The sequence below is a fragment of the Micromonospora sp. NPDC047740 genome (genome assembly GCF_043204735.1).
In the GTDB taxonomy this organism is placed as follows: domain Bacteria; phylum Actinomycetota; class Actinomycetes; order Mycobacteriales; family Micromonosporaceae; genus Micromonospora.
The window spans coordinates 173,356-199,562 of record NZ_JBIDCT010000007.1 but is presented as its reverse complement, the minus strand read 5'-3'; the positions used below and the strand labels follow the sequence as shown (position 1 = coordinate 199,562).

Sequence of the window (26,207 nt, the reverse complement as noted above, 5' to 3'; positions counted from 1 at the left end):
GTGCACGCGTACCAGCCGTTCTGCAGCACCGGTCCTCGGAAGGACGCATCTTGGCAGCTTCCCGCCCTGCGAAGACCAGTCGTACGTCGAGCGCTTTTGCGCCCCGCCGAGTTTCTTTCGGCAGGATCACCGAACACCTCGAGGTCCCCAACCTCCTCGCCATCCAGAACGAGTCCTTCGACTGGCTCGTCGGCAACGAGGCTTGGCAGGGCCGGTCGGCGGACGACCCGCACGCACGCTCGGGTCTCGCGGAGATCCTCGACGAGATCAGTCCCATTGAGGACTTCTCCGGCACCATGTCGCTTTCCTTCTCGGCTCCGCGCTTCGACGAGGTCAAGGCCTCGATCGAGGAGTGCAAAGAGAAGGACCTGACCTACTGCGCCCCGCTGTTCGTGACCGCGGAGTTCACCAACAACACCACCGGCGAGATCAAGAGCCAGACGGTGTTCATGGGTGACTTCCCGATGATGACGCCGAAGGGCACCTTCATCATCAACGGCACCGAGCGCGTCGTGGTCAGCCAGCTCGTCCGCTCGCCGGGCGTCTACTTCGACAAGCAGCCGGACAAGACCTCCGACCGCGACCTCTCCAGCGTCAAGGTCATCCCGAGCCGGGGTGCCTGGCTGGAGTTCGACATCGACAAGCGCGACACGGTCGGCGTCCGCATCGACCGCAAGCGCCGGCAGGCCGTCACCGTCCTGCTCAAGGCCATCGGGTGGTCGGCGGAGCAGATCCGCGAGAAGTTCGGCTGGTCCGAGCTGATGATGACCACGCTCGAGAAGGACCACATCGGCGGCCAGGACGAGGCGCTGCTGGACATCTACCGGAAGCTCCGCCCGGGCGAGCCGCCGACCCGCGAGAACGCCCAGACCCTGCTCGACAACCTCTTCTTCAATCCGAAGCGGTACGACGTCGCCAAGGTCGGTCGTTACAAGTTCAACAAGAAGCTCGAAGTGGACGTGCCGATCACCACCGGCACGCTGACCGAGGACGACATCGTCGCCACCGTGGAATACCTCTGCCGGCTGCACGCCGGTGAGGAGGGCTACGAGGCCGACGACATCGACCACTTCGGCAACCGTCGCCTGCGTACTGTGGGCGAGCTGATCCAGAACCAGGTCCGGGTCGGCCTGTCCCGGATGGAACGCGTCGTCCGTGAGCGGATGACCACCCAGGACGTCGAGGCGATCACGCCGCAGACCCTGATCAACATCCGCCCGGTGGTGGCGGCGATCAAGGAGTTCTTCGGTACGTCGCAGCTGTCCCAGTTCATGGACCAGACCAACCCGCTGGCGGGCCTGACCCACCGGCGCCGGCTGAGCGCGCTCGGCCCGGGTGGTCTGTCCCGGGAGCGGGCCGGCTTCGAGGTCCGCGACGTGCACCCGTCCCACTACGGCCGGATGTGCCCGATCGAGACGCCGGAAGGCCCGAACATCGGTCTGATCGGCGCCCTGTCCACCTTCGCCCGGGTCAACCCGTTCGGCTTCATCGAGACGCCGTACCGGAAGGTCGTCAACGGTCGGGTCACCGACCAGATCGACTACCTGACCGCGGACGAGGAGGACCGGTTCGTCAAGGCGCAGGCCAACGCCCCGCTGAAGTCCGACGGGTCGTTCGCCGAGGACCGCGTCCTGGTCCGCCGTAAGGGCGGCGAGACCGAGGACGTGCCGCCGGAGGCCGTGGACTACATGGACGTGTCGCCGCGGCAGATGACCTCGGTCGCCACCGCGATGATCCCGTTCCTCGAGCACGACGACGCCAACCGCGCGCTCATGGGCGCGAACATGCAGCGCCAGGCGGTGCCGCTGGTCAAGGCCGAGTCGCCGCTGGTCGGTACGGGCATGGAGTACCGCGCGGCCGTGGACGCCGGTGACGTCGTCGTCGCCGAGGTCGGCGGTGTGATCGAGGACCTCTGCGCCGACTACATCACCGTCCACCAGGACGACGGCCACCGCCGGACGTACCTGCTGCACAAGTTCCGCCGCTCCAACGCCGGCTCCTGCGTCAACCAGAAGCCGGTCGTCTTCGAGGGCGACCGCGTCGAGGCCGGTCAGGTCATCGCCGACGGTCCGTGCACCGACGAGGGCGAGATGGCGCTCGGGCGCAACCTGCTCGTGGCGTTCATGACCTGGGAGGGCCACAACTACGAGGACGCGATCATCCTGTCGCAGCGCCTCGTGCAGCAGGACGTGCTCACCTCGATCCACATCGAGGAGCACGAGGTCGACGCCCGGGACACCAAGCTGGGTCCGGAGGAGATCACCCGCGACATCCCGAACGTCAGCGAGGAGATGCTCGCCGACCTCGACGAGCGCGGCATCATCCGGATCGGTGCCGAGGTCGTCCCCGGCGACATCCTGGTCGGCAAGGTCACCCCGAAGGGTGAGACCGAGCTGACCCCGGAGGAGCGGCTGCTCCGCGCGATCTTCGGCGAGAAGGCGCGTGAGGTCCGGGACACCTCGCTGAAGGTGCCGCACGGTGAGACCGGCACGGTCATCGGCGTGCGTACCTTCTCGCGGGAGGACGGCGACGAGCTGCCCCCGGGCGTCAACGAGCTGGTCCGGGTCTACGTGGCCCAGAAGCGCAAGATCCAGGACGGTGACAAGCTCGCGGGCCGCCACGGCAACAAGGGCGTCATCTCCAAGATCCTGCCGATCGAGGACATGCCGTTCCTGGAGGACGGCACCCCGGTCGACATCGTGCTGAACCCGCTCGGCGTGCCGTCCCGGATGAACATCGGCCAGGTCCTGGAGACCCACCTCGGGTGGGTGGCCAAGACCGGCTGGAGCGTCCAGGGCGACGACGAGGAGTGGAAGCGCCAGCTCCGTTCGATCGACGCGCACGAGTCCGAGCCGGACACCAACGTGGCCACTCCGGTCTTCGACGGTGCCCGCGAGGAGGAGATCGCCGGCCTGCTCGCGTCGACCCTGCCCAACCGGGACGGCGACCAGCTGATCGGGCGTACGGGCAAGGCGCGGCTGTTCGACGGTCGCTCCGGCGAGCCGCTGCCGGACCCGATCGCGGTCGGCTACATCTACATCCTGAAGCTCAACCACCTGGTCGACGACAAGATCCACGCCCGGTCGACCGGCCCGTACTCGATGATCACGCAGCAGCCGCTGGGTGGTAAGGCGCAGTTCGGTGGCCAGCGCTTCGGTGAGATGGAGTGCTGGGCGATGCAGGCGTACGGCGCCGCGTACGCCCTGCAGGAGCTGTTGACGATCAAGTCCGACGACGTCCTCGGCCGGGTGAAGGTCTACGAGGCGATCGTCAAGGGCGAGAACATCCCCGAGCCGGGCATCCCCGAGTCGTTCAAGGTGCTGCTCAAGGAGCTGCAGTCGCTGTGCCTCAACGTCGAGGTGCTGTCCAGCGACGGCGTGGCCCTGGAGATGCGCGAGACCGACGACGAGGTGTTCCGGGCCGCGGAGGAGCTGGGCATCGACCTGTCCCGGCGCGAGCCGAGCTCGGTCGAAGAGGTCTGAGGTGATGGTTCGGGGGCCGGTTCGCCGGCCCCCGAACCCGCCCGTTAGCTAGGCAGTACAGACGACGACATAGGGGACATAGTGCTCGACGTCAACTTCTTCGACGAGCTGCGCATCGGCCTCGCCACCGCCGACGACATCCGTCAGTGGTCCCACGGCGAGGTCAAGAAGCCCGAGACCATCAACTACCGCACCCTGAAGCCGGAGAAGGACGGGCTCTTCTGCGAGAAGATCTTCGGTCCGCAGCGGGACTGGGAGTGCTACTGCGGTAAGTACAAGCGGGTCCGCTTCAAGGGCATCATCTGCGAGCGCTGCGGCGTCGAGGTGACCCGCTCCAAGGTTCGCCGGGAGCGGATGGGTCACATCGAGCTGGCCGCTCCGGTGACCCACATCTGGTACTTCAAGGGCGTGCCGAGCCGGCTGGGCTACCTGCTGGACCTCGCCCCGAAGGACCTCGAGAAGATCATCTACTTCGCCTCGTACGTCGTGACGAGCGTGGACGCCGAGGCGCGTCACCGTGACCTCTCGACGATCGAGAACGAGATCCTGGCCGAGAAGCGGCAGGCCGAGAACAGCCGCGACTCGGAGATCGAGAAGCGGGCCGCCAAGCTCGAGGCCGACCTGGCCGAGCTGGAGGCCGAGGGCGCGAAGGCGGACGTCCGGCGCAAGGTCAAGGAGGGCGGCGAGCGCGAGATGCGCCAGATCCGCGACCGGGCCCAGCGCGAGATCGACCGCCTCGACGAGGTCCTCGACACCTTCCGCAAGCTCGAGCCCAAGCAGCTGGTCACCGACGAGCTGCTCTACCGCGAGCTGCGCGACCGCTTCGGCGAGTACTTCACCGGTGCCATGGGCGCCGAGGCCATCAAGGCGCTGGTCCAGAACATGGACCTCGACGCCGAGGCCGAGAGCCTGCGCGAGACCATCCGCACCGGCAAGGGCCAGCGGAAGATCCGGGCGCTCAAGCGGCTGAAGGTCGTCGCGGCGTTCCAGAACACCCGCAACTCGCCGCTCGGCATGGTGCTGGACTGCGTCCCGGTCATCCCGCCGGACCTGCGTCCGATGGTGCAGCTGGACGGTGGCCGCTTCGCGACCTCCGACCTGAACGACCTGTACCGCCGGGTGATCAACCGGAACAATCGCCTCAAGCGGCTGATCGACCTCGGCGCGCCCGAGATCATCGTCAACAACGAGAAGCGGATGCTCCAGGAGGCCGTCGACGCGCTGTTCGACAACGGCCGCCGCGGCCGGCCGGTCACCGGTCCGGGTAACCGCCCGCTGAAGTCGCTGTCCGACATGCTCAAGGGCAAGCAGGGCCGGTTCCGCCAGAACCTGCTGGGCAAGCGCGTCGACTACTCCGGCCGTTCGGTCATCGTGGTCGGCCCGAAGCTCAAGCTGCACCAGTGCGGCCTGCCCAAGCAGATGGCGCTGGAGCTGTTCAAGCCGTTCGTGATGAAGCGGCTGGTCGACCTCAACCACGCGCAGAACATCAAGTCCGCCAAGCGGATGGTCGAGCGGCAGCGGCCGGTCGTGTGGGACGTGCTGGAAGAGGTCATCGGCGAGCACCCGGTCCTGCTGAACCGGGCGCCGACCCTGCACCGGCTGGGCATCCAGGCCTTCGAGCCGCAGCTGGTCGAGGGCAAGGCCATCCAGATCCACCCGCTGGTCTGCACCGCGTTCAACGCCGACTTCGACGGTGACCAGATGGCGGTGCACGTGCCGCTGTCCGCCGAGGCCCAGGCCGAGGCGCGGATCCTGATGCTGTCGTCGAACAACATCCTCAAGCCGGCCGACGGCAAGCCGGTCACCATGCCCACCCAGGACATGGTCATCGGCCTCTACCACCTCACCCACCTGACTCCGGGTGGCCAGGGTGAGGGCCGGGCGTTCAGCTCGGACGCCGAGGCGCGGATGGCGTTCGACAACGGCGAGCTGCACCTGCAGGCTCCGGTCAAGATCCGGCTGCGGGACGTCGTCGGGGTCGACAACGGCGCCGGCGCCGAGCCGTGGGTCGCGCCCGAGGGCTGGGTCGAGGGCGAGCCGGTGACGGTGGAGACCACCCTGGGCCGGGTCCTGTTCAACGAGACGCTGCCGCCGGGCTACCGCTTCGTGAACTACGAGATCCGCAAGGGCCAGCTCTCCGCGATCGTCAACGACCTCGCGGAGCGCTTCCCGAAGGTGGCTCTCGCGGCCACCCTCGACGGACTCAAGGAGGCCGGTTTCCACTGGGCCACCTGGTCCGGCGTCACCATCGGCATGGAGGACGTCATCGCTCCGCCGCGCAAGCGGGAGATCCTGGAGCGGTACGAGAAGGAAGCCGACCGGATCGACAAGCAGTACCAGCGTGGTCTGATGACCGCCGAGGAGCGCCGCGGCGAGCTCATCGAGATCTGGACCAAGGCGACCAACGAGGTCGCCAAGGAGATGGACACCGCGCTGCCGCAGGAGAACCCGCTGTGGAAGATGATCAACTCGGGTGCCCGCGGTAACCTGCTCCAGCTCCGGCAGATCGCGGCGATCCGTGGTCTGGTGGCCAACCCGAAGGGCGAGATCATCCCGCGGCCCATCAAGGCCTCGTACCGGGAGGGTCTGTCCGTGCTGGAGTACTTCATCTCCACGCACGGTGCCCGTAAGGGTCTCGCGGACACCGCCCTGCGTACCGCCGACTCGGGTTACCTGACCCGGCGTCTGGTGGACGTCTCGCAGGACGTCATCATCCGCGAGGAGGACTGCGGCACCGACCGCGCCATCCCGATGCAGATCGGCGAGCGGATCGACGGCAAGCTGGTCGTGCACGAGCACGCCGAGACCAGCGTGCACGCCCGTACCCTGGCCGACGACATCAAGGGGCCGGACGGCACCGTGGTGGCCGAGCGGGGTCAGGACATCAACTCGATCCTGGTCGACCGGATCGTCGCGGCCGGGGTGGAGAGCGTCCGGGTGCGCAGCGTGCTCACCTGCGAGTCGAAGCTGGGCGTCTGCGGTGCGTGCTACGGCCGCTCGCTGCCGACCGGCAAGACGGTGGACGTCGGCGAGGCGGTCGGCATCATCGCCGCCCAGTCGATCGGTGAGCCGGGTACGCAGCTGACGATGCGTACCTTCCACACCGGTGGTGTCGCGGGTGAGGACATCACCCAGGGTCTGCCCCGGGTCCAGGAGATCTTCGAGGCCCGGGTCCCGAAGGGTAAGGCGCCCATCGCCGACACCCCGGGTCGGATCCGGATCGAGGACGGCGAGCGGTCGCGGAAGATCATCGTGGTACCGGACGACGGCAGCGACGAGATCGTCTACGACAAGATCTCCAAGCGGGTCCGGCTGCGAGCCCACGACGGCGACCACGTCGAGGTCGGCGAGAAGCTCACCGAGGGCACCATCGACCCGCACGAGCTGCTGCGCATCCTCGGCCCGCGCGCGGTCCAGGTCCACCTGACCCAGGAGGTTCAGGAGGTCTACCGCTCGCAGGGTGTGCTCATCCACGACAAGCACATCGAGATCATCATCCGCCAGATGCTCAAGCGGGTGACGGTCATCGACTCCGGCTCGACCGAGTTCCTGCCGGGTGTGCTGGTCGACCGGGCGCTCTTCGAGTCGGAGAACCGCCGGCTCGTCTCCGAGGGCGGCGAGCCCGCGGCGGGTCGCCCGGTGCTGATGGGTATCACCAAGGCCTCGCTGGCCACGGACTCCTGGCTGTCGGCGGCCTCCTTCCAGGAGACCACCCGGGTGCTGACGGACGCGGCGATCCACGCCCGCAGCGACTCGCTGATCGGCCTCAAGGAGAACGTGATTATCGGTAAGCTCATCCCGGCCGGTACGGGCATCAGCAAGTACCGCAACGTCCGGGTCGAGCCGACCGAGGAGGCGAAGGCCAAGGTCTACTCGATGACCGGCTACCCGGAGACCGACTACGGCTTCGGGCCGGCCAGCGGCCAGGCGGTGCCGCTGGACGACTTCGACTTCGGGTCGTACCGCTAAGCACCAGCAACGACGAGGCCCCCGGCACCCGCCGGGGGCCTCGTCGCGTCCGCGGCCAGGTCTCCCGTCGGGCGTGGTGCCGGTGCCCGCGACCCGCCGGCGACCGGTTGACGGTCTGCTCCTCCTGAGTGTCGGGTGCGGCGGGCCGGGGCATGATGGACGGCATGACGACCGCGCCCGGGCAGGTGCCCGTCGCCCAGCAGGGGCCGCGCCATCCGCTCGATCCTGAGCCGGTCCGCTCGACGAAGGCCCGCGCCGTCTTCGCCCTGGGGCTGATCGGTGGGCTGACCGGGCTGTTCATCGGCGGGGTGGTGCCGTCGACCATCGCCCTGTGGCTCGCCCGCCAGGCCCGGCGGGAGGCGTACGCCTCGGGCGGGTTCCTCACCGGTGCGGACTGGCTACGGCGCGGGGAGCGGCTGGCCTGGACGGGCCTGGTGCTGTGTGCGGTCGCGGTGGTGGTGGCCGTGGTGATCGGAGTGGTCCGGCTCGCGGACAGTCCCTTCGGGCACGACTACCCCCAGAACGTCGACTGACCGGGCGGGGGAGCGGCTCCGCGCCCGGGCCCGGCGGCGGGACCCGCGACGGTAGCCTGGCCGGTGTCCGCCGCGCGGCGGGTGAGCCATGTCGACAGGAGGACCACGTGACGGAGCCGGCCCCACCGCCGGGAGACGACCCGACCCGGTCCGTCGCCGGGCCAGCGGCCGCCGCGCCGACGCCGGGCCCGGACCCCACCAGCCCGTGGGCCGCGCCGAGGGTCGGGCCGGACGAGGGGCCGAGCGCGTCGCCGGAGGTCGCCAGCCCGGGGTACGCTCCGCCGCCGGCCGCCCCGCAGTCCTCCCCGCCGGGGCCGTGGCCGCCCGACGGCCCGTACCCGCCGGTCGGGGCGTCGGCCCCGGGTGCCTCGCCCGGCCAGCGGCCGGCTCCGCCCCATGTCGGACACCCCCTTCCGACCGGCCCCGGACCGCACCACGGGCCGCCGCCCGCCCCCGCCAGCTGGACGGGGCCCGGAGCGTACCCGGGAACCCCGCCGGTGCCCGCCCGCGGGTGGGCGGGCCCGGGCAGCGTGCCGCCCGGCGGCGCCTGGGCCCCGACGCCGCAGGCAGCCGGTCCGCGGCCGGGGGTGCTGCCGCCGCCCCCGCAGGAGGCCCCGCGCCCGCCGAAGCGGGTCGACCCGGTCCCCGGCACCCCGTTCGGCGTGGTCCACCTGGACGTGCCCCCGGTGACCTCGGGGCTCGCCATCGGCTCGTTGGTCTCCGGGATCGCCTCGATCCTGGTCTCGCTGCTGGTCTTCTGCTTCGGCATCGCCGGGCCGAACCTCGGCGGCGCCTGGGCGGCCGGGGCGTTCACGGTGCTCGGCGCGCTCGCCGGCGGCGCCGCCATCGTGACCGGGTTGCTGGCCCGCCGGCAGATCCGGCGCCCGGCACCGCCGCCGGGGGTCCGGTTCACCGGGCGGGGACTGGCCGTGGCCGGTCTCAGCTGCGGGGGAGTCGGGCTGCTGCTCAGCCTGCTCGGGCTCGGGGTGGCGCTGGTGGTGCAGCTCACGTGATCCGGTAGGCGGACGGGTCGAACAGCCGCCGCCAGGACACGATGGCGCCGAGTCCGGCGACCGGTCCGCCGGCCGACGAGGGAAGACCGCCGCGGTGGGGGGTCCGCCGGCCGGGCGGAACCGGGGCCCCCGGGTCGATGCGGGGCGAAGCCGGTACACTTGTCGCCGTGGTGCCCGTCGTGGGCGGGCAGGGAAGAGACGATCGGCCGGCGGACCGCGAGGCGGTTGAACCGGACCGCTCCGTTTTGACCTGCGCGGCTGTGGTAGGTACCCTTTCCCCTTGTGCCCGGGCATGCCCGGGCAATGCGTGCGTGCGCTGGCACCGGGATTCCGGTGATCGTGCGGCGGCACGACCAAGTCCAAGATCCGGTGTTTGGAATTTCCTGTGCCGGTGACAGAAACCCGGTACGACGCGCGAGCGGCGCACCGGGGCCGTGACCCGGGCGACACGCCCGACCGCGGGTGCTGGGACCCCCGTCAGGTGGCCCTGGTTGGAATGTAGGAGAGCCGTCCATCAGGTCGGCTAACGAGCAGACAGCGCGGTCGCCTCGCAGCGGCCGAAGGGAGCGGAGAAACCCGGTGCCCACCATCCAGCAGCTGGTCCGAAAGGGCCGCCAGGCCAAGACGACCAAGACCAAGACCCCGGCGCTGAAGGGGTCCCCCCAGCGGCGCGGCGTGTGCACCCGCGTGTACACCACCACCCCGAAGAAGCCGAACTCGGCGCTGCGCAAGGTCGCTCGTGTCAAGCTCAGCAGCCAGATCGAGGTGACCGCCTACATCCCGGGCGTCGGCCACAACCTGCAGGAGCACTCGATCGTGCTCGTCCGCGGTGGCCGGGTGAAGGACCTCCCCGGCGTGCGGTACAAGATCGTTCGCGGTTCGCTGGACACCCAGGGTGTCCGCAACCGCAAGCAGGCGCGCAGCCGCTACGGCGCGAAGAAGGAGAAGAGCTGACATGCCGCGTAAGGGACCCGCTCCGCGGAAGCCGCTGGTCGCTGACCCGGTGTACAACTCGCCGCTGGTCACCCAGCTGGTGAACAAGATCCTGCTGCGCGGCAAGCGCCAGCTCGCCGAGAGCATCGTGTACGCCGCCCTCGAGGGCTGCCGCGAGAAGTCCGGCACCGACCCGGTCGTCACCCTGAAGCGGGCGATGGACAACGTCAAGCCGACCCTCGAGGTGCGCAGCCGCCGCGTCGGTGGCGCCACCTACCAGGTCCCGGTCGAGGTCCGGCCCGCCCGGGCGACCACCCTGGGCCTGCGCTGGCTGGTCACCTACTCCCGCGCCCGGCGCGAGAAGACCATGGTCGAGCGGCTGATGAACGAGCTGCTGGACGCGAGCAACGGCCTTGGTGCCGCCGTCAAGCGGCGCGAGGACACGCACAAGATGGCCGAGTCCAACAAGGCCTTCGCGCACTACCGCTGGTAACACCTTGGTTCCGGCGCCCACGAGGCGCCGGAACCGCCACCAGTTGTGTCGAGACGACGATAAGTAGGGATTGAAGTGGCCGCCGCAGACGCGCTCGCCAACGTACGCAACATCGGCATCATGGCGCACATCGATGCCGGTAAGACCACTACCACCGAGCGGATCCTGTTCTACACCGGTATCACCTACAAGATCGGTGAAGTCCACGAGGGCGCTGCCGTCATGGACTGGATGGAGCAGGAGCAGGAGCGCGGTATCACCATCACTTCCGCCGCCACGAAGTGCGAGTGGAAGGGCCACACGATCCAGATCATCGACACGCCCGGCCACGTCGACTTCACGGTCGAGGTGGAGCGGTCGCTGCGGGTCCTGGACGGTGCGGTCGCGGTCTACGACGGCGTCGCCGGCGTGGAGCCGCAGACGGAGAACGTCTGGCGCCAGGCGGACAAGTACAACGTCCCCCGGATGTGCTTCGTCAACAAGCTGGACCGGACCGGTGCCGACTTCTTCCGCTGCGTGCAGATGATGATCGACCGGCTCAACGCCACCCCGCTGGTCCTCCAGATCCCGATCGGCGCCGAGGCCGACTTCATCGGTGTGGTCGACCTGATCGAGATGCGCGCCCTCACCTGGCGCGGGGAGACCCAGAAGGGTGAGGACTACGCGATCGAGGAGATCCCGGCCGACCTCGCCGACTCCGCCGCGGAGTGGCGCGAGAAGCTGATGGAGACCCTCGCCGACGTCGACGACGCGGTGATGGAGAAGTACCTGGAGGGCGAGGAGATCTCCGTCGAGGAGATCAAGGCCGCCATCCGCCGGGCCACCATCGCCGGCAAGGCCAACCCCGTCTTCACCGGCACCGCCTTCAAGAACAAGGGCATCCAGCCCATGCTCGACGCGGTCGTCGCGTACCTGCCGTCGCCGCTGGACATCCCGGCCATCGAGGGCACCGCGACCGACGGCGAGACCCCGATGCAGCGGAAGCCGTCCACCTCGGAGCCGTTCTCGGGCCTGGCCTTCAAGATCCAGACCGACAAGCACCTTGGCAAGCTCACCTACGTCCGGGTCTACTCCGGCGTGGTCGAGTCCGGGACCCAGGTGGTCAACTCCACCAAGGACCGCAAGGAGCGGATCGGCAAGATCTACCAGATGCACGCCAACAAGCGGGAGGAGCGCAGCTCCGCCAAGGCTGGCGACATCATCGCGGTGCAGGGTCTCAAGCAGACCACCACCGGTGACACGCTGTGCGACCCGGCGAACCCGGTCATCCTGGAGTCGATGACCTTCCCGGAGCCGGTCATCGAGGTCGCCATCGAGCCGAAGACCAAGGCCGACCAGGAGAAGCTCAGCACCGCCATCCAGCGGCTGGCCGAGGAGGACCCGACCTTCCGCGTCAAGCTGGATGAGGAGACCGGCCAGACGGTCATCTCCGGCATGGGTGAGCTGCACCTGGACATCCTGGTCGACCGGATGCGCCGCGAGTTCAACGTCGAGGCGAACATCGGTAAGCCGCAGGTGGCGTACCGCGAGACCATCCGCCGCACGGTGGAGAAGGTCGAGTACACCCACAAGAAGCAGACCGGTGGTTCCGGCCAGTACGCCCGCGTGATCGTGAGCATCGAGCCGCTGCCGCTGGACAACGACTCGCCGACCTACGAGTTCGCCAACGCCGTCACCGGTGGCCGCATCCCGCGGGAGTTCATCCCCTCGGTGGACGCGGGTGCCCAGGACGCGATGCAGTACGGCATTCTCGCCGGCTTCCCGCTGGTGGGTGTCAAGCTGACGCTGCTGGACGGCCAGTACCACGAGGTCGACTCGTCGGAAATGGCATTCAAGATCGCCGGTTCGATGGTGATGAAGGAGGCGGCCCGCAAGGCCGACCCCGCGCTGCTCGAGCCGATGATGGCTGTTGAGGTCACCACTCCGGAGGAGAACATGGGTGACGTCATCGGCGACCTCAACTCCCGGCGCGGCATCATCCAGGCGATGGAGGAGCGTCACGGCGCCCGCATCGTCCGGGCCCTGGTGCCGTTGTCGGAGATGTTCGGCTACGTCGGCGACCTGCGGTCGAAGACCCAGGGCCGGGCTAGCTACAGCATGCAGTTCGACTCCTACGCCGAGGTTCCGCAGAGCGTGGCGAAGGAGATCATCGCCAAGGCGACTGGTGAGTGACGCTCACCTGAGCTGATCCGATGAGCCGGGGCTGGTCGCGGGAGGGATCTCCCGCCCGCGGCCACCTCGGGCGAGTTGTGTGAATCCGGGCCTGTAGGCTTCATCGCCGCAGAACCCACAAAGGCTCTCCGGCCGTCAGGTCGGAAAGGCTGTCGACAGAGTCCTAAGCGCCGACCCGGCGCACCGGGGCGAACGAACCAAGAAAGTCCACAGGAGGACACCAGTGGCGAAGGCGAAGTTCGAGCGGACTAAGCCGCACGTCAACATCGGCACCATTGGTCACATCGACCACGGTAAGACGACGCTGACGGCGGCCATCACCAAGGTCCTGCACGACCAGTACCCGGACCTGAACCCGTACACGCCGTTCGACGAGATCGACAAGGCGCCGGAGGAGAAGGCCCGCGGCATCACGATCTCGATCGCGCACGTCGAGTACCAGACCGAGGCGCGTCACTACGCGCACGTCGACTGCCCCGGTCACGCCGACTACATCAAGAACATGATCACCGGTGCCGCCCAGATGGACGGCGCGATCCTGGTGGTGGCGGCGACCGACGGCCCGATGCCGCAGACCCGCGAGCACGTGCTGCTGGCCCGTCAGGTCGGCGTGCCGTACATCGTCGTGGCGCTCAACAAGAGCGACATGGTCGACGACGAGGAGCTCCTGGAGCTCGTCGAGCTCGAGGTCCGCGAGCTGCTCTCCTCGCAGGAGTACCCGGGTGACGACCTGCCGGTCGTCCGGGTCTCGGCGCTGAAGGCCCTCGAGGGCGACCCGGAGTGGACCGGGAAGCTCCTGGACCTGATGAACGCCGTCGACACCGCGATCCCGCAGCCGGAGCGCGAGACCGAGAAGCCGTTCCTCATGCCGATCGAGGACGTCTTCACCATCACCGGCCGCGGCACCGTGGTCACGGGTCGCGCCGAGCGCGGCATCCTCAAGCCGAACGAGGAGGTGGAGATCGTCGGCATCCGCGAGAAGTCGATGAAGACCACCTGCACCGGCATCGAGATGTTCCGCAAGCTGCTCGACGAGGCCCGCGCGGGCGAGAACGTCGGTCTGCTGCTCCGCGGCATCAAGCGCGAGGACGTCGAGCGCGGCATGGTCGTCATCAAGCCGGGCACCACGACCCCGCACACGGAGTTCGAGGCGACGGTCTACATCCTCTCCAAGGAGGAGGGTGGCCGCCACACCCCGTTCTTCCAGAACTACCGTCCGCAGTTCTACTTCCGGACCACGGACGTCACCGGCGTCGTCACGCTGCCCGAGGGTACCGAGATGGTCATGCCGGGCGACAACACCACGATGACCGTGAAGCTGATCCAGCCCATCGCGATGGAGGAGAACCTCAAGTTCGCGATCCGGGAGGGTGGCCGTACGGTCGGCGCGGGTCGCGTCACCAAGATCATCAAGTGAGCTGGGTAACCCCGATTAGCGTCGCCGCCGGTCGTGCGGCATACTAGTCAGGTTGCGTAACGACGGTCAGTCGCCTGCGTCCGGTGTCTGCTGGACCTCCGGGTGACCGACAGTCTCGCGTAGGGTGGTTGATCGCCCCTGGCGGTCAACCACCCTCGCGCGGCGTCCAGGTCGCGGTAACGCGATCGGCGCCATGACCCACCGCGTGGTCGGAGAACCGGTCCGGAGTCCCGGGGCGGAGCCCGGCCCACGGGCGCGACACGCCCGACCGCGGGGGTCGGCGGAAGTGGGCCTGTGCCAGCCGGTACAGGCGCCCGCAACACAGCGGCATCGAGAGAAGGAACAGAAGCCACCATGGCGGGACAGAAGATCCGCATCCGGCTCAAGGCCTATGACCACGAGGTCGTCGACTCCTCGGCTCGGAAGATCGTCGAGACGGTGACGCGTACCGGGGCGCAGGTCGCTGGCCCGGTGCCGCTGCCCACGGAGATCAACCGTTTCTGCGTTATCCGCTCGCCGCACAAGTACAAGGACTCGCGCGAGCACTTCGAGATGCGCACGCACAAGCGGCTGATCGACATCATCGACCCGACCCCGAAGACGGTCGACTCGCTCATGCGCCTCGACCTGCCGGCTGGCGTCGACATCGAGATCAAGCTGTAGGGACCGGACAAATGGACAGGCAAGTCAAGGGGATCCTGGGCGCCAAGCTCGGCATGACCCAGGTCTGGGACAACAACCGCGTTGTCCCGGTGACCGTGGTTCAGGCCGGCCCGTGCGTCGTGAGCCAGGTTCGTAGCGCCGACAAGGACGGCTACTCCGCGGTCCAGCTGGCGTACGGGGCCATCGACCCGCGCAAGGTCAAGAAGCCGATCGCCGGGCACTACGCCAAGGCGGACGTCGCGCCGCGCCGGCACATCGTCGAGCTGCGCACCGTCGACGCCGCGGACTACTCGCTGGGCCAGGAGGTCACGGTCGAGGAGTTCCCGGCCGGCGTCACCATCGACGTCACCGGCAAGACCAAGGGCAAGGGCTACGCCGGCCCGATGAAGCGGCACGGCTTCCACGGTCTGCGCGCCAGCCACGGTGTCGAGCGCAAGCACCGCTCGCCGGGCTCCATCGGCGCGTGCGCGACCCCGGGTCGCGTCTTCAAGGGCACCCGGATGGCGGGTCGGATGGGTGGCGTGCGCTACACCGTCCAGAACCTGACCGTCCAGGCGGTCGACACCGAGAACAACCTCCTGCTCGTCCGTGGCGCCATCCCCGGCCCCAAGGGCGCGCTGGTCCTGGTCCGTACCGCGGCCAAGAGCAAGGCGAAGAAGGGCGGTGCGGCCAAGTGACCACCGTTGACGTCCTCAGCGTCGAAGGCACCAAGAGCGGCTCCGTCGAGCTGCCGGCCGACATCTTCGACGCCCAGGCCAACATCGCGCTGATGCACCAGGTCGTGGTGGCTCAGCTCGCGGCGGCCCGGCAGGGCACGCACAAGGCCAAGACCCGCGGCGAGGTCTCCGGTGGAGGCAAGAAGCCGTACAAGCAGAAGGGCACCGGTCGTGCCCGCCAGGGCTCGACCCGCGCGCCGCAGTTCGCCGGCGGTGGCGTGGTCCACGGCCCGGTGCCGCGCGACTACAGCCAGCGCACCCCGAAGAAGATGAAGGCCGCCGCCCTGCGTGGCGCCCTCTCCGACCGGGCCCGCGCCGGCCAGGTGCACGTCGTCGAGGCGTTCGTCTCGGGCGAGAAGCCGTCGACCAAGGCCGCGCTGGCCACGCTCGCGAAGCTGACCGACGCCCGTCGCGTCCTGGTCGTGCTGAGCAGCACCGACGAGCTGAACTGGGTGTCGCTGCGCAACGAGCCGCGGGTGCACCTGATCGAGGCCGGCCAGCTCAACACGTACGACGTGCTGGTCGCCGACGACGTGGTCTTCACCAAGGAGGCCCTGGACGAGTTCCTGGGCGTTCCCGCCGAGACCACCGAGGAGGGTGGCAAGTGAGCACGATCGCCGATCCGCGCGACATCATCGTCGCGCCGGTCGTCTCGGAGAAGAGCTACAGCGAGCTGAACCGCAACTGGTACACCTTCCTGGTGCACCCGGACGCGAACAAGACCGAGATCAAGATCGCTATCCAGCAGATCTTCAACGTCCGCGTCCTGACGGTCAACACGCTCAACCGCGAGGGCAAGCGCAAGCGCACCAAGACCGGCTTCGGTCAGCGCAAGGCCACCAAGCGGGCGATCGTGAAGCTGGCTGACGGTGACCGTATCGAGGCCTTCGGCGGCCCGGTCAGCTGAGGGGTGTAGACAATGGCTATCCGTAAGTACAAGCCGACGACGCCGGGCCGGCGTGGCTCGAGCGTCGCCGACTTCGCCGAGATCACCCGGTCGACGCCCGAGAAGTCGCTGCTGGCCCCGCTGCCGAAGAAGGGCGGTCGCAACGCCCACGGCCGGATCACCACGCGGCACCACGGTGGCGGCCACAAGCGCCAGTACCGTCTGATCGACTTCAAGCGGGTCGACAAGGACGGCGTGCCGGCGAAGGTCGCGCACATCGAGTACGACCCGAACCGCACCGCGCGGATCGCGCTGCTGCACTACGCCGACGGCGAGAAGCGTTACATCATCGCGCCGAAGGACCTGAAGCAGGGCGACGCGGTGGAGTCGGGCCCGAGCGCCGACATCAAGCCGGGCAACAACCTGCCGCTGCGCAACATCCCGGTCGGTACCACGATCCACAACGTGGAGCTGCGTCCGGGCGGTGGCGCCAAGCTGGCCCGCTCGGCCGGCGTCGGTATCCAGCTGCTCGGCCGTGAGGGCGCGTACGCGACCCTCCGCATGCCGTCCGGTGAGATCCGGCGGGTCGACGTGCGCTGCCGGGCCAGCATCGGCGAGATCGGCAACGCCGACCAGTCGAACATCAACTGGGGTAAGGCCGGCCGGATGCGGTGGAAGGGCAAGCGCCCGACTGTCCGTGGTGTCGCGATGAACCCGGTCGACCACCCGCACGGTGGTGGTGAGGGTAAGACCTCCGGTGGTCGCCACCCGGTCAACCCGCAGGGTAAGCCCGAGGGCCGCACCCGTCGTAAGGGCCAGCCGAGCGACCGGCTGATCGTCCGCCGCCGCTACGCCACCCGCAAGCGCGGCTAACAGGAGAGCTGACAGATGCCTCGCAGCCTGAAGAAGGGCCCGTTCGTCGACGACCACCTGCTCAAGAAGGTGGAGACGCAGAACGACAAGGGCTCGAAGAACGTCATCAAGACCTGGTCGCGGCGCTCGACGATCATCCCCGAGATGCTCGGGCACACGATCGCCGTGCACGACGGACGCAAGCACGTCCCGGTGTTCGTGACCGAGGCCATGGTCGGGCACAAGCTCGGCGAGTTCGCGCTGACCCGCACGTTCAAGGGTCACGAGAAGGACGACCGGAAGAGCCGCCGGCGCTGACGCCGCGGGCATACGGATAGAGGAACAAGGGGTTACAGCGATGCCAGGAAAGGGCGACGCTCCGGTGCTTCCGGGCGCGCGGGCGGTTGCGCGGCACGTGCGCATCTCGCCGATGAAGGCGCGCCGGGTGGTCAACCTCGTCCGCGGCCTGCCCGCGAAGGAGGCGCTCACGGTGCTGCAGTTCGCGCCGCAGGCTGCGAGCGAGCAGGTGTACAAGGTGCTCGCGAGCGCGATCGCCAACGCGGAGAACAACGAGCGGCTGGACCCCGACGCGCTGCTCGTCAGCGAGGCGTTCGTCGACGAGGGCCCGACCATGAAGCGGTTCCGACCGCGGGCGCAGGGCCGGGCGTACCGGATCCGCAAGCGCACCTGCCACATCACCGTGGCGGTCGAGGCGGTGGCGCCGGCCGCGCCGAAGAAGTCGGCGAAGAAGGCCGCTCCGGCCAAGCAGGCCGCGGCCGCCGAGGGGCAGAGCACGACGGAGGGTGCCGAGTAATGGGTCAGAAGGTTCACCCGACCGGATTCCGGCTCGGCATCTCGACCGACTGGAAGTCCCGCTGGTTCGCGGACAAGCTCTACAAGGACTACATCGGCGAGGACGTCAAGATCCGCCGGATGATGTCCAAGGGGCTGGAGCGCGCCGGCATCTCCAAGGTAGACATCGAGCGCACCCGGGACCGGGTCCGCGTCGACATCCACACCGCCCGGCCGGGCATCGTCATCGGCCGTAAGGGTGCGGAGGCCGACCGGATCCGGGGCGAGCTGGAGAAGCTCACCGGCAAGCAGGTTCAGCTGAACATCATCGAGGTGAAGAGCCCCGAGTCGGACGCGCAGCTGGTCGCCCAGGGCGTCGCCGAGCAGCTGTCCAGCCGGGTCAGCTTCCGTCGGGCCATGCGCAAGGCGATGCAGTCCGCGATGAAGAACCCGGTCTGCAAGGGCATCCGGGTGCAGGTCTCGGGCCGTCTCGGCGGCGCCGAGATGAGCCGGACCGAGTTCTACCGCGAGGGCCGGGTTCCGCTGCACACGCTGCGGGCCAACATCGAGTACGGCTTCTTCGAGGCCCGTACCACCTTCGGCCGGATCGGCGTGAAGGTCTGGATCTACAAGGGCGACGCCGTCCCGGGCCGGGAGGCTCCGGCCGAGGCCGGTCCGTCCCGCCCGCGCCGTGAGCGCGGCGAGCGTCCCGAGCGGCCGCGCCGTGGCCGGTCGGGTTCGTCCGGCACGACCGCCGGCGGCACCGAGGCCGGCCGGGCTGCCGCGACCACCATCGCGCAGCAGGCCGAGACGCCGAGCGGCGAGCCGATCGACAGCGGTGCTGTCGCCGCGGCCGCGTCGACTCCGGCAGAAACGCAGCAGGAGGGCTGACAGATGCTGATGCCGCGCAAGCCCCCGAAGGGCTTCCGCAAGCCGCACCACCCGGACCGCCACGGCGCGTCCAAGGGTGGTAACCGGGTGGTGTTCGGCGAGTTCGGGATCCAGGCTCTCGAGCCGGCGTACGTGACCAACCGCCAGATCGAGTCGGCGCGTATCGCGATGACCCGGCACATCAAGCGTGGTGGCAAGGTCTGGATCACGATCTTCCCGGACCAGGCCCTCACCAAGAAGCCGGCGGAAACCCGGATGGGTTCCGGTAAGGGTTCGCCCGAGTGGTGGGTCGCCAACGTCAAGCCGGGGCGGGTCCTCTTCGAGATGTCCTTCCCCAACGAGCAGATCGCGCGAGAGGCGATGCGTCGCGCGATCCACAAGCTCCCGATGAAGTGCCGCATTGTTACGCGCGAAGTGGGTGAATCCTGATGGCAGCGGGCGTCAAGGCCTCCGAGCTGCGTGAGCTCTCCGAGGAGGAGCTGGTCACGAAGCTGCGTGAGGCGAAGGCGGAGCTGTTCAACCTCCGCGTGCAGGCCGCAACCGGGCAGCTGGACAACAACCGGCGGCTGCAGGTCATCCGTCGGGAGATCGCCCGGATCTACACGATCATGCGTGAGCGTGAGCTGGGTCTCTCGGCCGCGCCGACTGAGGTGACTGCATCATGAGTGAGAACACCACCACCGCCGCCGCGCGGGCCCGCCGCAAGGTGCGTGAGGGCCTCGTGGTCAGCGACAAGATGGAAAAGACCGTCGTGGTCGAGGTCGAGGACCGGGTCAAGCACGCGCTGTACGGCAAGATCATGCGCCGGACCAGCAAGCTCAAGGTCCACGACGAGCAGAACTCCGCCGGGATCGGCGACCGGGTCCTGATCATGGAGACCCGGCCGCTGTCCGCCACCAAGCGGTGGCGGCTCGTGGAGATCCTCGAGAAGGCCAAGTAGCGAAGGCTCGAGCTCGGCCGGCATCGGTCGGGCGCAGGTTCCGCCAGGCTCCGGCCGCCTCTGGGCGGCCGGAGAACCGGCAGACATAGGAGATAGACGTGATTCAGCAGGAGTCGCGACTGCGCGTCGCCGACAACACGGGTGCCCGGGAGATCCTGTGCATCCGGGTTCTCGGTGGCTCCGGTCGGCGCTACGCGAGCATCGGCGACGTCATCGTGGCCACGGTCAAGGACGCGATCCCCGGTGCCGGTGTGAAGAAGGGCGACGTCGTCAAGGCCGTCGTCGTTCGCACCGCCAAGGAGAAGCGGCGGCCGGACGGCTCGTACATCCGCTTCGACGAGAACGCCGCCGTCATCATCAAGGACGGTGGGGACCCGCGCGGTACCCGTATCTTCGGCCCGGTGGGCCGGGAGCTGCGGGACAAGCGGTTCATGAAGATCATCTCTCTCGCGCCGGAGGTGTTGTGACCGTGAAGGTCAAGAAGGGCGACACGGTCGTCGTCATCGCCGGCAAGGACAAGGGCGCCAAGGGCAAGGTCATCGCGGCCTACCCGCGGCAGGACAAGGTCCTGGTCGAGGGCGTGAACCGGGTCAAGAAGCACACCCGCATCAGCACCACCCAGCGTGGCGCCAAGACCGGTGGCATCGTCACCCAGGAGGCCCCGATCCACGTCTCGAACGTGCAGGTCCTGGACTCCGACGGCAAGCCGACCCGCGTCGGTTACCGGATCGACGAGAACGGCCAGAAGGTCCGCATCGCGCGTAGCACCGGTAAGGACCTGTGATGACCACGGCTACCGAAACCAAGACCATGCCGCGCCTCAAGGAGCGGTACCGCAACGAGATCGTGGCCGAGCTGCAGAAGCAGCACAACTACGGCAACCCCATGCAGGTGCCGCGGTTGGTCAAGATCGTCGTCAACATGGGTGTCGGCGAGGCCGCTCGGGACGCCAAGCTGATCGACGGCGCGGTTCGCGACCTGGCCACCATCACCGGCCAGAAGCCGCAGGTGCGGCGGGCGACCAAGTCCATCGCGCAGTTCAAGCTCCGTGAGGGCATGCCGATCGGCGCGAAGGTGACCCTGCGCGGCGACCGGATGTGGGAGTTCCTGGACCGGCTGCTGTCCATCGCGCTGCCGCGTATCCGCGACTTCCGCGGCCTCGACGGGCGCAAGCTCGACGGGCACGGCAACTACACGTTCGGTCTGACCGAGCAGTCGGTGTTCCACGAGATCGACCAGGACAAGATCGATCGCCAGCGGGGCATGGACATCACGGTGGTCACGACCGCCACGACCGACGACGAGGGCCGGGCGCTGCTCAAGCTCCTGGGCTTCCCGTTCAAGGAGAACTGAGATGGCCAAGAAGGCGCTGATCCTCAAGGCGGCCGCGAAGCCGAAGTTCTCGGTTCGCGCGTACACCCGCTGCCAGCGGTGCGGGCGTCCGAAGGCGGTCTACCGCAAGTTCGGTCTCTGCCGGGTGTGCATCCGGGAGATGGCCCACCGCGGTGAGCTGCCCGGCGTGTCCAAGGCTTCCTGGTAATAGCTATTGCTCTTCGCCGTAGGCCCCGGGCGTGCCCGGGGAACCGCGGCGAGAAAGGCTGACGAATTCCATGACGATGACCGACCCGATCGCAGACATGCTCACGCGTCTGCGTAACGCCAACCAGGCGTACCACGACCGGGTGACGATGCCCTACTCGAAGATCAAGGCGAACATCGCCGAGGTCCTCAAGGCCGAGGGTTACATCGCCACCTGGTCGGTCGAGGAGCCCGAGGAGGGCGCCGTCGGCAAGCGACTGGTCGTCGAGCTGAAGTACGGCCAGAACCGGGAGCGGAGCCTGGCCGGCATCAAGCGCGTGTCCAAGCCCGGTCTGCGGGTTTACGCCAAGTCGGACGGGCTCCCGCGGGTGCTCGGCGGGCTGGGCGTGGCGATCATTTCGACGTCCCAGGGGCTGCTCACCGACCGGCAGGCCCGCAAGCGGAGCGTTGGCGGGGAAGTCCTCGCCTTCGTCTGGTAACGGGAGACAGGTAGAAATGTCGCGTATTGGACGTAAGTCGATCCCGGTGCCAGCCGGCGTCGACATCACGATCGACGGCCAGACCGTCAAGGTCAAGGGCCCGAAGGGCGAGCTGACCCACGTCCTCGCCGAGCCGATCACGGCGGAGCGGGGCGAGGACGGCGCGCTGCACGTCAACCGGCCGAACGACGAGCGCAAGGCCAAGGAGCTGCACGGCCTGAGCCGTACGCTGGTCGCCAACATGATCGTCGGCGTGACCGAGGGCTACCGCAAGAGCCTCGAGATCGCCGGCACCGGTTACCGCGTCACCGCCAAGGGCAAGGACCTCGAGTTCGCGCTCGGGTTCTCGCACCCGGTGCTCGTGCCGGCGCCGGAGGGCATCACCTTCACGGTGGAGAAGCCGACGCTGTTCCACGTGGCCGGCATCGACAAGCAGCAGGTCGGTGAGATCGCCGCCAACATCCGGAAGATCCGCCCGCCGGAGCCCTACAAGGGCAAGGGCGTCAAGTACCAGGGCGAGGTCATCCGCCGCAAGGCTGGAAAGGCAGGTAAGAAGTGAGCGCCACGCTGCTCAAGCGCCGCCGCGGCGTCGCCGCCAAGCGTGCCGTCGGGCGTGCGCGTCGGCACTTCCGGGTCCGCAAGAACATCAGCGGCACCGCCGAGCGTCCCCGCCTGGTCGTCACCCGCTCCCTGCGGCACATCGTCGCCCAGATCGTGGACGACACCAAGGGTCACACCCTGGCGTCGGCCTCGACCCTGGACGCCTCGCTGCGCGGCGCCGAGGGCGACAAGAGCGCCCTGGCCGGCAAGGTCGGCGCCCTGCTCGCCGAGCGGGCCAAGGCCGCCGGCATCTCGAAGGTCGTCTTCGACCGCGGTGGCAACCGGTACGCGGGGCGGGTCGCCGCGCTTGCCGACGCCGCCCGCGAAGCCGGGCTCGAGTTCTAGAAACCCCGTCACGAGAGAGAAGGAAGGCTGCTGATGCCAGGTCAACAGCGCCGTGGCGGCGGGTCCGGTGGCAACGAGGGTGGTCGCCGCGACAACCGCCGTGAGGGCGGCCGCGGAAACGCGCCCGTCGAGAAGACCCCGCACCTTGAGCGGGTCGTCGCGATCAACCGCGTCGCCAAGGTCGTGAAGGGTGGTCGTCGCTTCAGCTTCACCGCCCTGGTGATCGTGGGCGACGGCGACGGCACCGTCGGCGTGGGCTACGGAAAGGCCAAGGAGGTGCCCGCGGCGATCGCCAAGGGTGTCGAGGAGGCCAAGAAGCACTTCTTCAAGGTGCCGCGGATCGGCGCCTCGATCCCGCACCCGGTGCAGGGCGAGGACGCGGCCGGCGTGGTGCTGCTCAAGCCGGCCTCGGCCGGTACGGGCGTCATCGCCGGTGGTCCGGTGCGCGCCGTGCTGGAGTGCGCGGGCATCCACGACGTGCTCTCCAAGAGCCTCGGCTCGTCCAACCCGATCAACATCGTGCACGCCACGGTGGCGGCCCTGAAGGCGCTCGAGTCGCCGGAGGCGGTCGCGGCCCGTCGTGGTCTGCCGGTCGAGGACGTCGCGCCGGCCGCGATGCTGGCGTCCCGGGCGGGGGTGGCTTCCTGATGGCGCGCCTGAAGGTCACCCAGGTCCGGTCCGAGATCGGGACCAAGAAGAACCAGCGTGACTCGCTGCGTTCGCTCGGTCTCAAGCGGATCAACGACGTGGTGGTCAAGGAGGACCGGCCGGAGATCCGCGGCATGATCTTCGCGGTCAACCACCTCGTGAAGGTCGAGGAGGTCGAGTAATGACGATCAAGGTCCACCACCTGCGTCCGGCGCCGGGGGCCAAGACCGAGAAGACCCGGGTGGGTCGCGGTGAGGGCTCCAAGGGCAAGACCGCCGGCCGCGGTACCAAGGGTTCGAAGGCCCGGAAGAACATCTCGCCGGCGTTCGAGGGTGGGCAGATGCCCATCCACATGCGCCTGCCGAAGATGAAGGGCTTCAAGAACAAGTTCAAGGTCGTCTTCCAGGTGGTCAACCTGGACCGGCTCGCCGAGCTCTTCCCGAACGGCGGCCAGGTCGGCCCGGTCGAGCTGGTCGAGGCCGGCGCGGTCCGCAAGGGCCAGCCGGTCAAGGTGCTCGGCACCGGCGACCTCGGCGGTGTGGCCCTCCAGGTGTCGGCGCACGCGTTCAGCGCGTCGGCCAAGGAGAAGATCACCGCTGCCGGTGGCTCGGTCACCGAGCTGTAAGGCACGACACATGGCGCCCGCTCAGGTCCGCGTGACTGGGCGGGCGCCATGGTCTACCTGGCGAATGTGCGCCGGGTAACATCGGATTCGTTTTATGTAGCCGGGCGCATCTGCCCCGACCGGGATCGGGCTGTTAGAGTCCCATCCCAGCTATGGATATCGGGCACTCGCCCGGCACCCACCCCGGATCCGCCAGGAATCAGACCGGCGGCCCGCGTCGCGCAGGAGGAAGAAGTTGCTGTCCGCCTTTCTCAGTGCGTTCCGTACGCCTGACCTGCGCAAGAAGCTGCTGTTCACAGTAGGCATCATCGCGGTCTACCGGCTCGGCGCCACTCTGCCCAGCCCCGGCGTCTCGTACGGCAACGTCCAGAAGTGCCTCGACGCCATCCAGGGCGGCGGCACCGGCGTGCTGAACCTGCTGGACCTCTTCAGCGGTGGCGCGCTGCTGCAGCTCTCGGTCTTCGCGCTGGGCATCATGCCCTACATCACCGCGTCGATCATCCTGCAGCTGCTGACCGTGGTCATCCCGCGGCTGGAGCAGCTCCGCAAGGAGGGCCAGGCCGGCCAGGCGAAGATCACCCAGTACACCCGCTACCTGACCCTGGGTCTGGGCATCCTCCAGTCCTCGGCGTTCGTGGCGCTGGCCCGCTCCGGGCAGCTCTTCCAGAACCGCTGCGACCAGTGGCCGATCGTCCCCCGGGACACCGGCATCCCGGACTGGCTGACCCTGGGCATCCTGGTCATGACCATGACCGCCGGCACCGGTGTGGTGATGTGGCTCGGCGAGCTGATCACCGACCGCGGCGTCGGCAACGGCATGTCCGTGCTGATCTTCACCTCGATCGCCGCCCGGCTCCCCAGCGAGGGCTGGAAGATCAAGACCACCAAGGGCTGGGGGATGTTCCTCCTCGTCATCGCCCTGGTGCTGGTGGTCATCTGCGCGGTCACCTTCATCGAGCAGGCCCAGCGCCGGATCCCGGTGCAGTACGCCAAGCGCATGATCGGCCGGCGGATGTACGGCGGCACCTCCACCTACATCCCGCTGAAGGTGAACCAGGCCGGCGTCATCCCGGTCATCTTCGCCTCGTCGCTGCTCTACCTGCCGACGCTCGCGCTCCAGTTCTTCGACCAGACCAACCCGGGCAAGACCCAGGCCTGGATCCAGAACCACATCGTGAAGGCGAGCGCGCCGGAGCACATCGCGATCTACTTCCTGCTGATCATCTTCTTCACGTACTTCTACGTGTCGATCACGTTCAACCCGACCGAGGTCGCGGACAACATGAAGAAGTACGGCGGCTTCGTACCGGGCATCCGCCCCGGCAAGCCGACCGCCGAGTACCTCGACTTCATCCTCAGCCGGATCACCCTGCCGGGTGCGCTCTACCTGGGCATCATCGCGATCCTGCCGAACTTCTTCTTCATCTGGCTCGACAACCAGCAGTTCCAGAACTTCCCGTTCGGCGGCACCGCTGTGCTCATCATGGTCGGCGTCGGTCTGGAGACCGTGAAGCAGATCGAGAGCCAACTCATGCAGCGGAACTACGAAGGGTTCCTGCGGTAGATGCGACTCGTTCTGGTTGGCCCGCCGGGCGCGGGCAAGGGCACACAGGCGGAGTTCATCGCCGCTCACCTGTCGGTGCCGAAGATCTCGACCGGGGACATCTTCCGGGCGAACGTCTCCCAGGGCACCCCGCTCGGCGTCGAGGCCAAGCGATACATGGACGCCGGCAAGCTGGTCCCGGACGAGGTCACCATCAACATGGTGCGGGACCGGCTCGCCGAGCCGGACGCCAGTGAGGGCTTCCTGCTCGACGGCTTCCCCCGTACCACCCCGCAGGCCGCCGCGCTGGACAAGCTCCTCGCCGACCTCGGCACCGCGCTGGACCTGGTGCTGGAGCTGGTCGTCGACGACGACGAGGTGATCCGGAGGCTGTCCGGCCGGCGTACCTGCCGGGGCTGCGGCAAGATCTGGCACGTCGAGTTCGACGCCACCACCCGCGAGGGGATCTGCGACCGCTGCGGCGCCGAGCTGTTCCAGCGGGACGACGACAAGCCGGAGACCATCGCCGCCCGGCTCCGGGAGTACGCCGAGAAGACCGCGCCGCTGGTCGACTACTACGGCGCCCAGGGCAAGCTCGTCGGCATCGACGCGACCGGGCCGGTGGAGGACGTCACCGTCCGCGCCATCGACGCCCTCCGTTCCTACGGCGGCTGAC

31 protein-coding genes are annotated in these 26,207 nt (G+C 68.5%); all 31 read left to right on the top strand.

What is annotated here, in order from left to right; translation table 11 throughout:
- Positions 1–50 precede the first annotated feature (50 nt).
- The 31 genes from ACGF4F_RS15410 to ACGF4F_RS15260 all read left to right on the top strand — a co-directional run bounded on the left by ACGF4F_RS15410 (position 51) and on the right by ACGF4F_RS15260 (position 26,206).
- Complete coding sequence (locus ACGF4F_RS15410) at positions 51–3,482, top strand: DNA-directed RNA polymerase subunit beta (RefSeq protein WP_357438208.1); 3,432 nt, start codon at positions 51–53, stop codon at positions 3,480–3,482.
- Between the two features lie 81 nt (positions 3,483–3,563).
- Positions 3,564–7,451 (top strand): DNA-directed RNA polymerase subunit beta', encoded by a 3,888-nt coding sequence (locus ACGF4F_RS15405; RefSeq protein WP_357438205.1) that lies wholly within the window; start codon positions 3,564–3,566, stop codon positions 7,449–7,451.
- 164 nt (positions 7,452–7,615) lie between these two features.
- Positions 7,616–7,984, top strand: a complete 369-nt coding sequence (locus tag ACGF4F_RS15400) for a hypothetical protein (protein WP_357438202.1) — start codon at positions 7,616–7,618, stop codon at positions 7,982–7,984.
- A 587-nt stretch (positions 7,985–8,571) separates the two neighbouring features.
- The gene (locus ACGF4F_RS15395; RefSeq protein ID WP_357438524.1) at positions 8,572–8,997 is read left to right on the top strand and encodes a hypothetical protein; all 426 of its coding nucleotides are present in this window, start codon (positions 8,572–8,574) and stop codon (positions 8,995–8,997) included.
- Positions 8,998–9,576: 579 nt separating this feature from the next.
- Positions 9,577–9,951 (top strand): 30S ribosomal protein S12, encoded by a 375-nt coding sequence (gene rpsL, locus ACGF4F_RS15390; RefSeq protein WP_007465318.1) that lies wholly within the window; start codon positions 9,577–9,579, stop codon positions 9,949–9,951.
- A 1-nt stretch (position 9,952) separates the two neighbouring features.
- Positions 9,953–10,423, top strand: a complete 471-nt coding sequence (gene rpsG, locus ACGF4F_RS15385) for a 30S ribosomal protein S7 (RefSeq protein ID WP_073834936.1) — start codon at positions 9,953–9,955, stop codon at positions 10,421–10,423.
- Positions 10,424–10,498: 75 nt separating this feature from the next.
- Positions 10,499–12,595 (top strand): elongation factor G, encoded by a 2,097-nt coding sequence (fusA, locus tag ACGF4F_RS15380; RefSeq protein ID WP_073834935.1) that lies wholly within the window; start codon positions 10,499–10,501, stop codon positions 12,593–12,595.
- A gap of 223 nt (positions 12,596–12,818) precedes the next feature.
- A complete protein-coding gene (gene tuf / locus ACGF4F_RS15375; RefSeq protein WP_073834934.1) occupies positions 12,819–14,012 on the top strand; it encodes an elongation factor Tu in 1,194 nt (397 codons plus the stop codon).
- Between the two features lie 354 nt (positions 14,013–14,366).
- On the top strand, positions 14,367–14,675 hold the full coding sequence (gene rpsJ / locus ACGF4F_RS15370; RefSeq protein WP_007073037.1) for a 30S ribosomal protein S10: 309 nt from the start codon (positions 14,367–14,369) through the stop codon (positions 14,673–14,675).
- Between the two features lie 11 nt (positions 14,676–14,686).
- A complete protein-coding gene (gene rplC / locus ACGF4F_RS15365; protein ID WP_357438199.1) occupies positions 14,687–15,352 on the top strand; it encodes a 50S ribosomal protein L3 in 666 nt (221 codons plus the stop codon).
- Positions 15,349–15,999: a 50S ribosomal protein L4 gene (gene rplD / locus ACGF4F_RS15360; RefSeq protein ID WP_148793469.1), complete on the top strand. Its 651-nt coding sequence runs from the start codon at positions 15,349–15,351 to the stop codon at positions 15,997–15,999. Before rplC ends, rplD begins: the two co-directional genes overlap by 4 nt.
- Positions 15,996–16,298: a 50S ribosomal protein L23 gene (gene rplW, locus ACGF4F_RS15355; RefSeq protein WP_073834931.1), complete on the top strand. Its 303-nt coding sequence runs from the start codon at positions 15,996–15,998 to the stop codon at positions 16,296–16,298. Before rplD ends, rplW begins: the two co-directional genes overlap by 4 nt.
- Before the next feature lie 12 nt (positions 16,299–16,310).
- Entirely contained in the window at positions 16,311–17,150 is an 840-nt protein-coding gene (gene rplB, locus ACGF4F_RS15350; RefSeq protein ID WP_148793471.1) for a 50S ribosomal protein L2, read from the top strand.
- Between the two features lie 15 nt (positions 17,151–17,165).
- Positions 17,166–17,447: a 30S ribosomal protein S19 gene (rpsS, locus tag ACGF4F_RS15345; protein WP_007073032.1), complete on the top strand. Its 282-nt coding sequence runs from the start codon at positions 17,166–17,168 to the stop codon at positions 17,445–17,447.
- A gap of 40 nt (positions 17,448–17,487) precedes the next feature.
- Positions 17,488–17,943, top strand: a complete 456-nt coding sequence (rplV, locus tag ACGF4F_RS15340) for a 50S ribosomal protein L22 (RefSeq protein ID WP_357438197.1) — start codon at positions 17,488–17,490, stop codon at positions 17,941–17,943.
- On the top strand, positions 17,943–18,812 hold the full coding sequence (gene rpsC / locus ACGF4F_RS15335; RefSeq protein ID WP_148793473.1) for a 30S ribosomal protein S3: 870 nt from the start codon (positions 17,943–17,945) through the stop codon (positions 18,810–18,812). The genes rplV and rpsC overlap by 1 nt, the downstream gene beginning before the upstream one ends.
- A 3-nt stretch (positions 18,813–18,815) precedes the next feature.
- A complete protein-coding gene (rplP, locus tag ACGF4F_RS15330) occupies positions 18,816–19,241 on the top strand; it encodes a 50S ribosomal protein L16 (protein WP_073834927.1) in 426 nt (141 codons plus the stop codon).
- The gene (rpmC, locus tag ACGF4F_RS15325) at positions 19,241–19,477 is read left to right on the top strand and encodes a 50S ribosomal protein L29 (protein ID WP_007073028.1); all 237 of its coding nucleotides are present in this window, start codon (positions 19,241–19,243) and stop codon (positions 19,475–19,477) included. Before rplP ends, rpmC begins: the two co-directional genes overlap by 1 nt.
- A complete protein-coding gene (gene rpsQ / locus ACGF4F_RS15320; protein ID WP_073834926.1) occupies positions 19,474–19,752 on the top strand; it encodes a 30S ribosomal protein S17 in 279 nt (92 codons plus the stop codon). The genes rpmC and rpsQ overlap by 4 nt, the downstream gene beginning before the upstream one ends.
- 98 nt (positions 19,753–19,850) lie before the next feature.
- Complete coding sequence (rplN, locus tag ACGF4F_RS15315) at positions 19,851–20,219, top strand: 50S ribosomal protein L14 (protein WP_007073026.1); 369 nt, start codon at positions 19,851–19,853, stop codon at positions 20,217–20,219.
- The gene (rplX, locus tag ACGF4F_RS15310; RefSeq protein WP_172896341.1) at positions 20,216–20,536 is read left to right on the top strand and encodes a 50S ribosomal protein L24; all 321 of its coding nucleotides are present in this window, start codon (positions 20,216–20,218) and stop codon (positions 20,534–20,536) included. Before rplN ends, rplX begins: the two co-directional genes overlap by 4 nt.
- Positions 20,536–21,105: a 50S ribosomal protein L5 gene (rplE, locus tag ACGF4F_RS15305; RefSeq protein ID WP_073834925.1), complete on the top strand. Its 570-nt coding sequence runs from the start codon at positions 20,536–20,538 to the stop codon at positions 21,103–21,105. Before rplX ends, rplE begins: the two co-directional genes overlap by 1 nt.
- Position 21,106: 1 nt before the next feature.
- Complete coding sequence (locus ACGF4F_RS15300; RefSeq protein WP_007073023.1) at positions 21,107–21,292, top strand: type Z 30S ribosomal protein S14; 186 nt, start codon at positions 21,107–21,109, stop codon at positions 21,290–21,292.
- Between the two features lie 70 nt (positions 21,293–21,362).
- Positions 21,363–21,770, top strand: a complete 408-nt coding sequence (gene rpsH, locus ACGF4F_RS15295; protein ID WP_013288624.1) for a 30S ribosomal protein S8 — start codon at positions 21,363–21,365, stop codon at positions 21,768–21,770.
- A gap of 16 nt (positions 21,771–21,786) precedes the next feature.
- Positions 21,787–22,329 carry a 50S ribosomal protein L6 gene (gene rplF / locus ACGF4F_RS15290; protein ID WP_073834924.1) on the top strand — a complete coding sequence of 181 codons (543 nt, stop codon included), beginning with the start codon at positions 21,787–21,789 and terminating at the stop codon, positions 22,327–22,329.
- A complete protein-coding gene (gene rplR / locus ACGF4F_RS15285; protein WP_073834923.1) occupies positions 22,326–22,715 on the top strand; it encodes a 50S ribosomal protein L18 in 390 nt (129 codons plus the stop codon). Before rplF ends, rplR begins: the two co-directional genes overlap by 4 nt.
- A gap of 33 nt (positions 22,716–22,748) precedes the next feature.
- A complete protein-coding gene (gene rpsE, locus ACGF4F_RS15280; protein ID WP_073834922.1) occupies positions 22,749–23,363 on the top strand; it encodes a 30S ribosomal protein S5 in 615 nt (204 codons plus the stop codon).
- A complete protein-coding gene (gene rpmD / locus ACGF4F_RS15275) occupies positions 23,363–23,545 on the top strand; it encodes a 50S ribosomal protein L30 (protein ID WP_302771512.1) in 183 nt (60 codons plus the stop codon). The genes rpsE and rpmD overlap by 1 nt, the downstream gene beginning before the upstream one ends.
- The gene (rplO, locus tag ACGF4F_RS15270; RefSeq protein ID WP_148793479.1) at positions 23,545–23,988 is read left to right on the top strand and encodes a 50S ribosomal protein L15; all 444 of its coding nucleotides are present in this window, start codon (positions 23,545–23,547) and stop codon (positions 23,986–23,988) included. Before rpmD ends, rplO begins: the two co-directional genes overlap by 1 nt.
- A gap of 235 nt (positions 23,989–24,223) precedes the next feature.
- Entirely contained in the window at positions 24,224–25,552 is a 1,329-nt protein-coding gene (gene secY / locus ACGF4F_RS15265; protein ID WP_073834920.1) for a preprotein translocase subunit SecY, read from the top strand.
- Positions 25,553–26,206, top strand: coding sequence for an adenylate kinase (locus ACGF4F_RS15260; RefSeq protein ID WP_073834919.1), 654 nt, complete (start codon positions 25,553–25,555; stop codon positions 26,204–26,206).
- Position 26,207 lies beyond the last annotated feature (1 nt).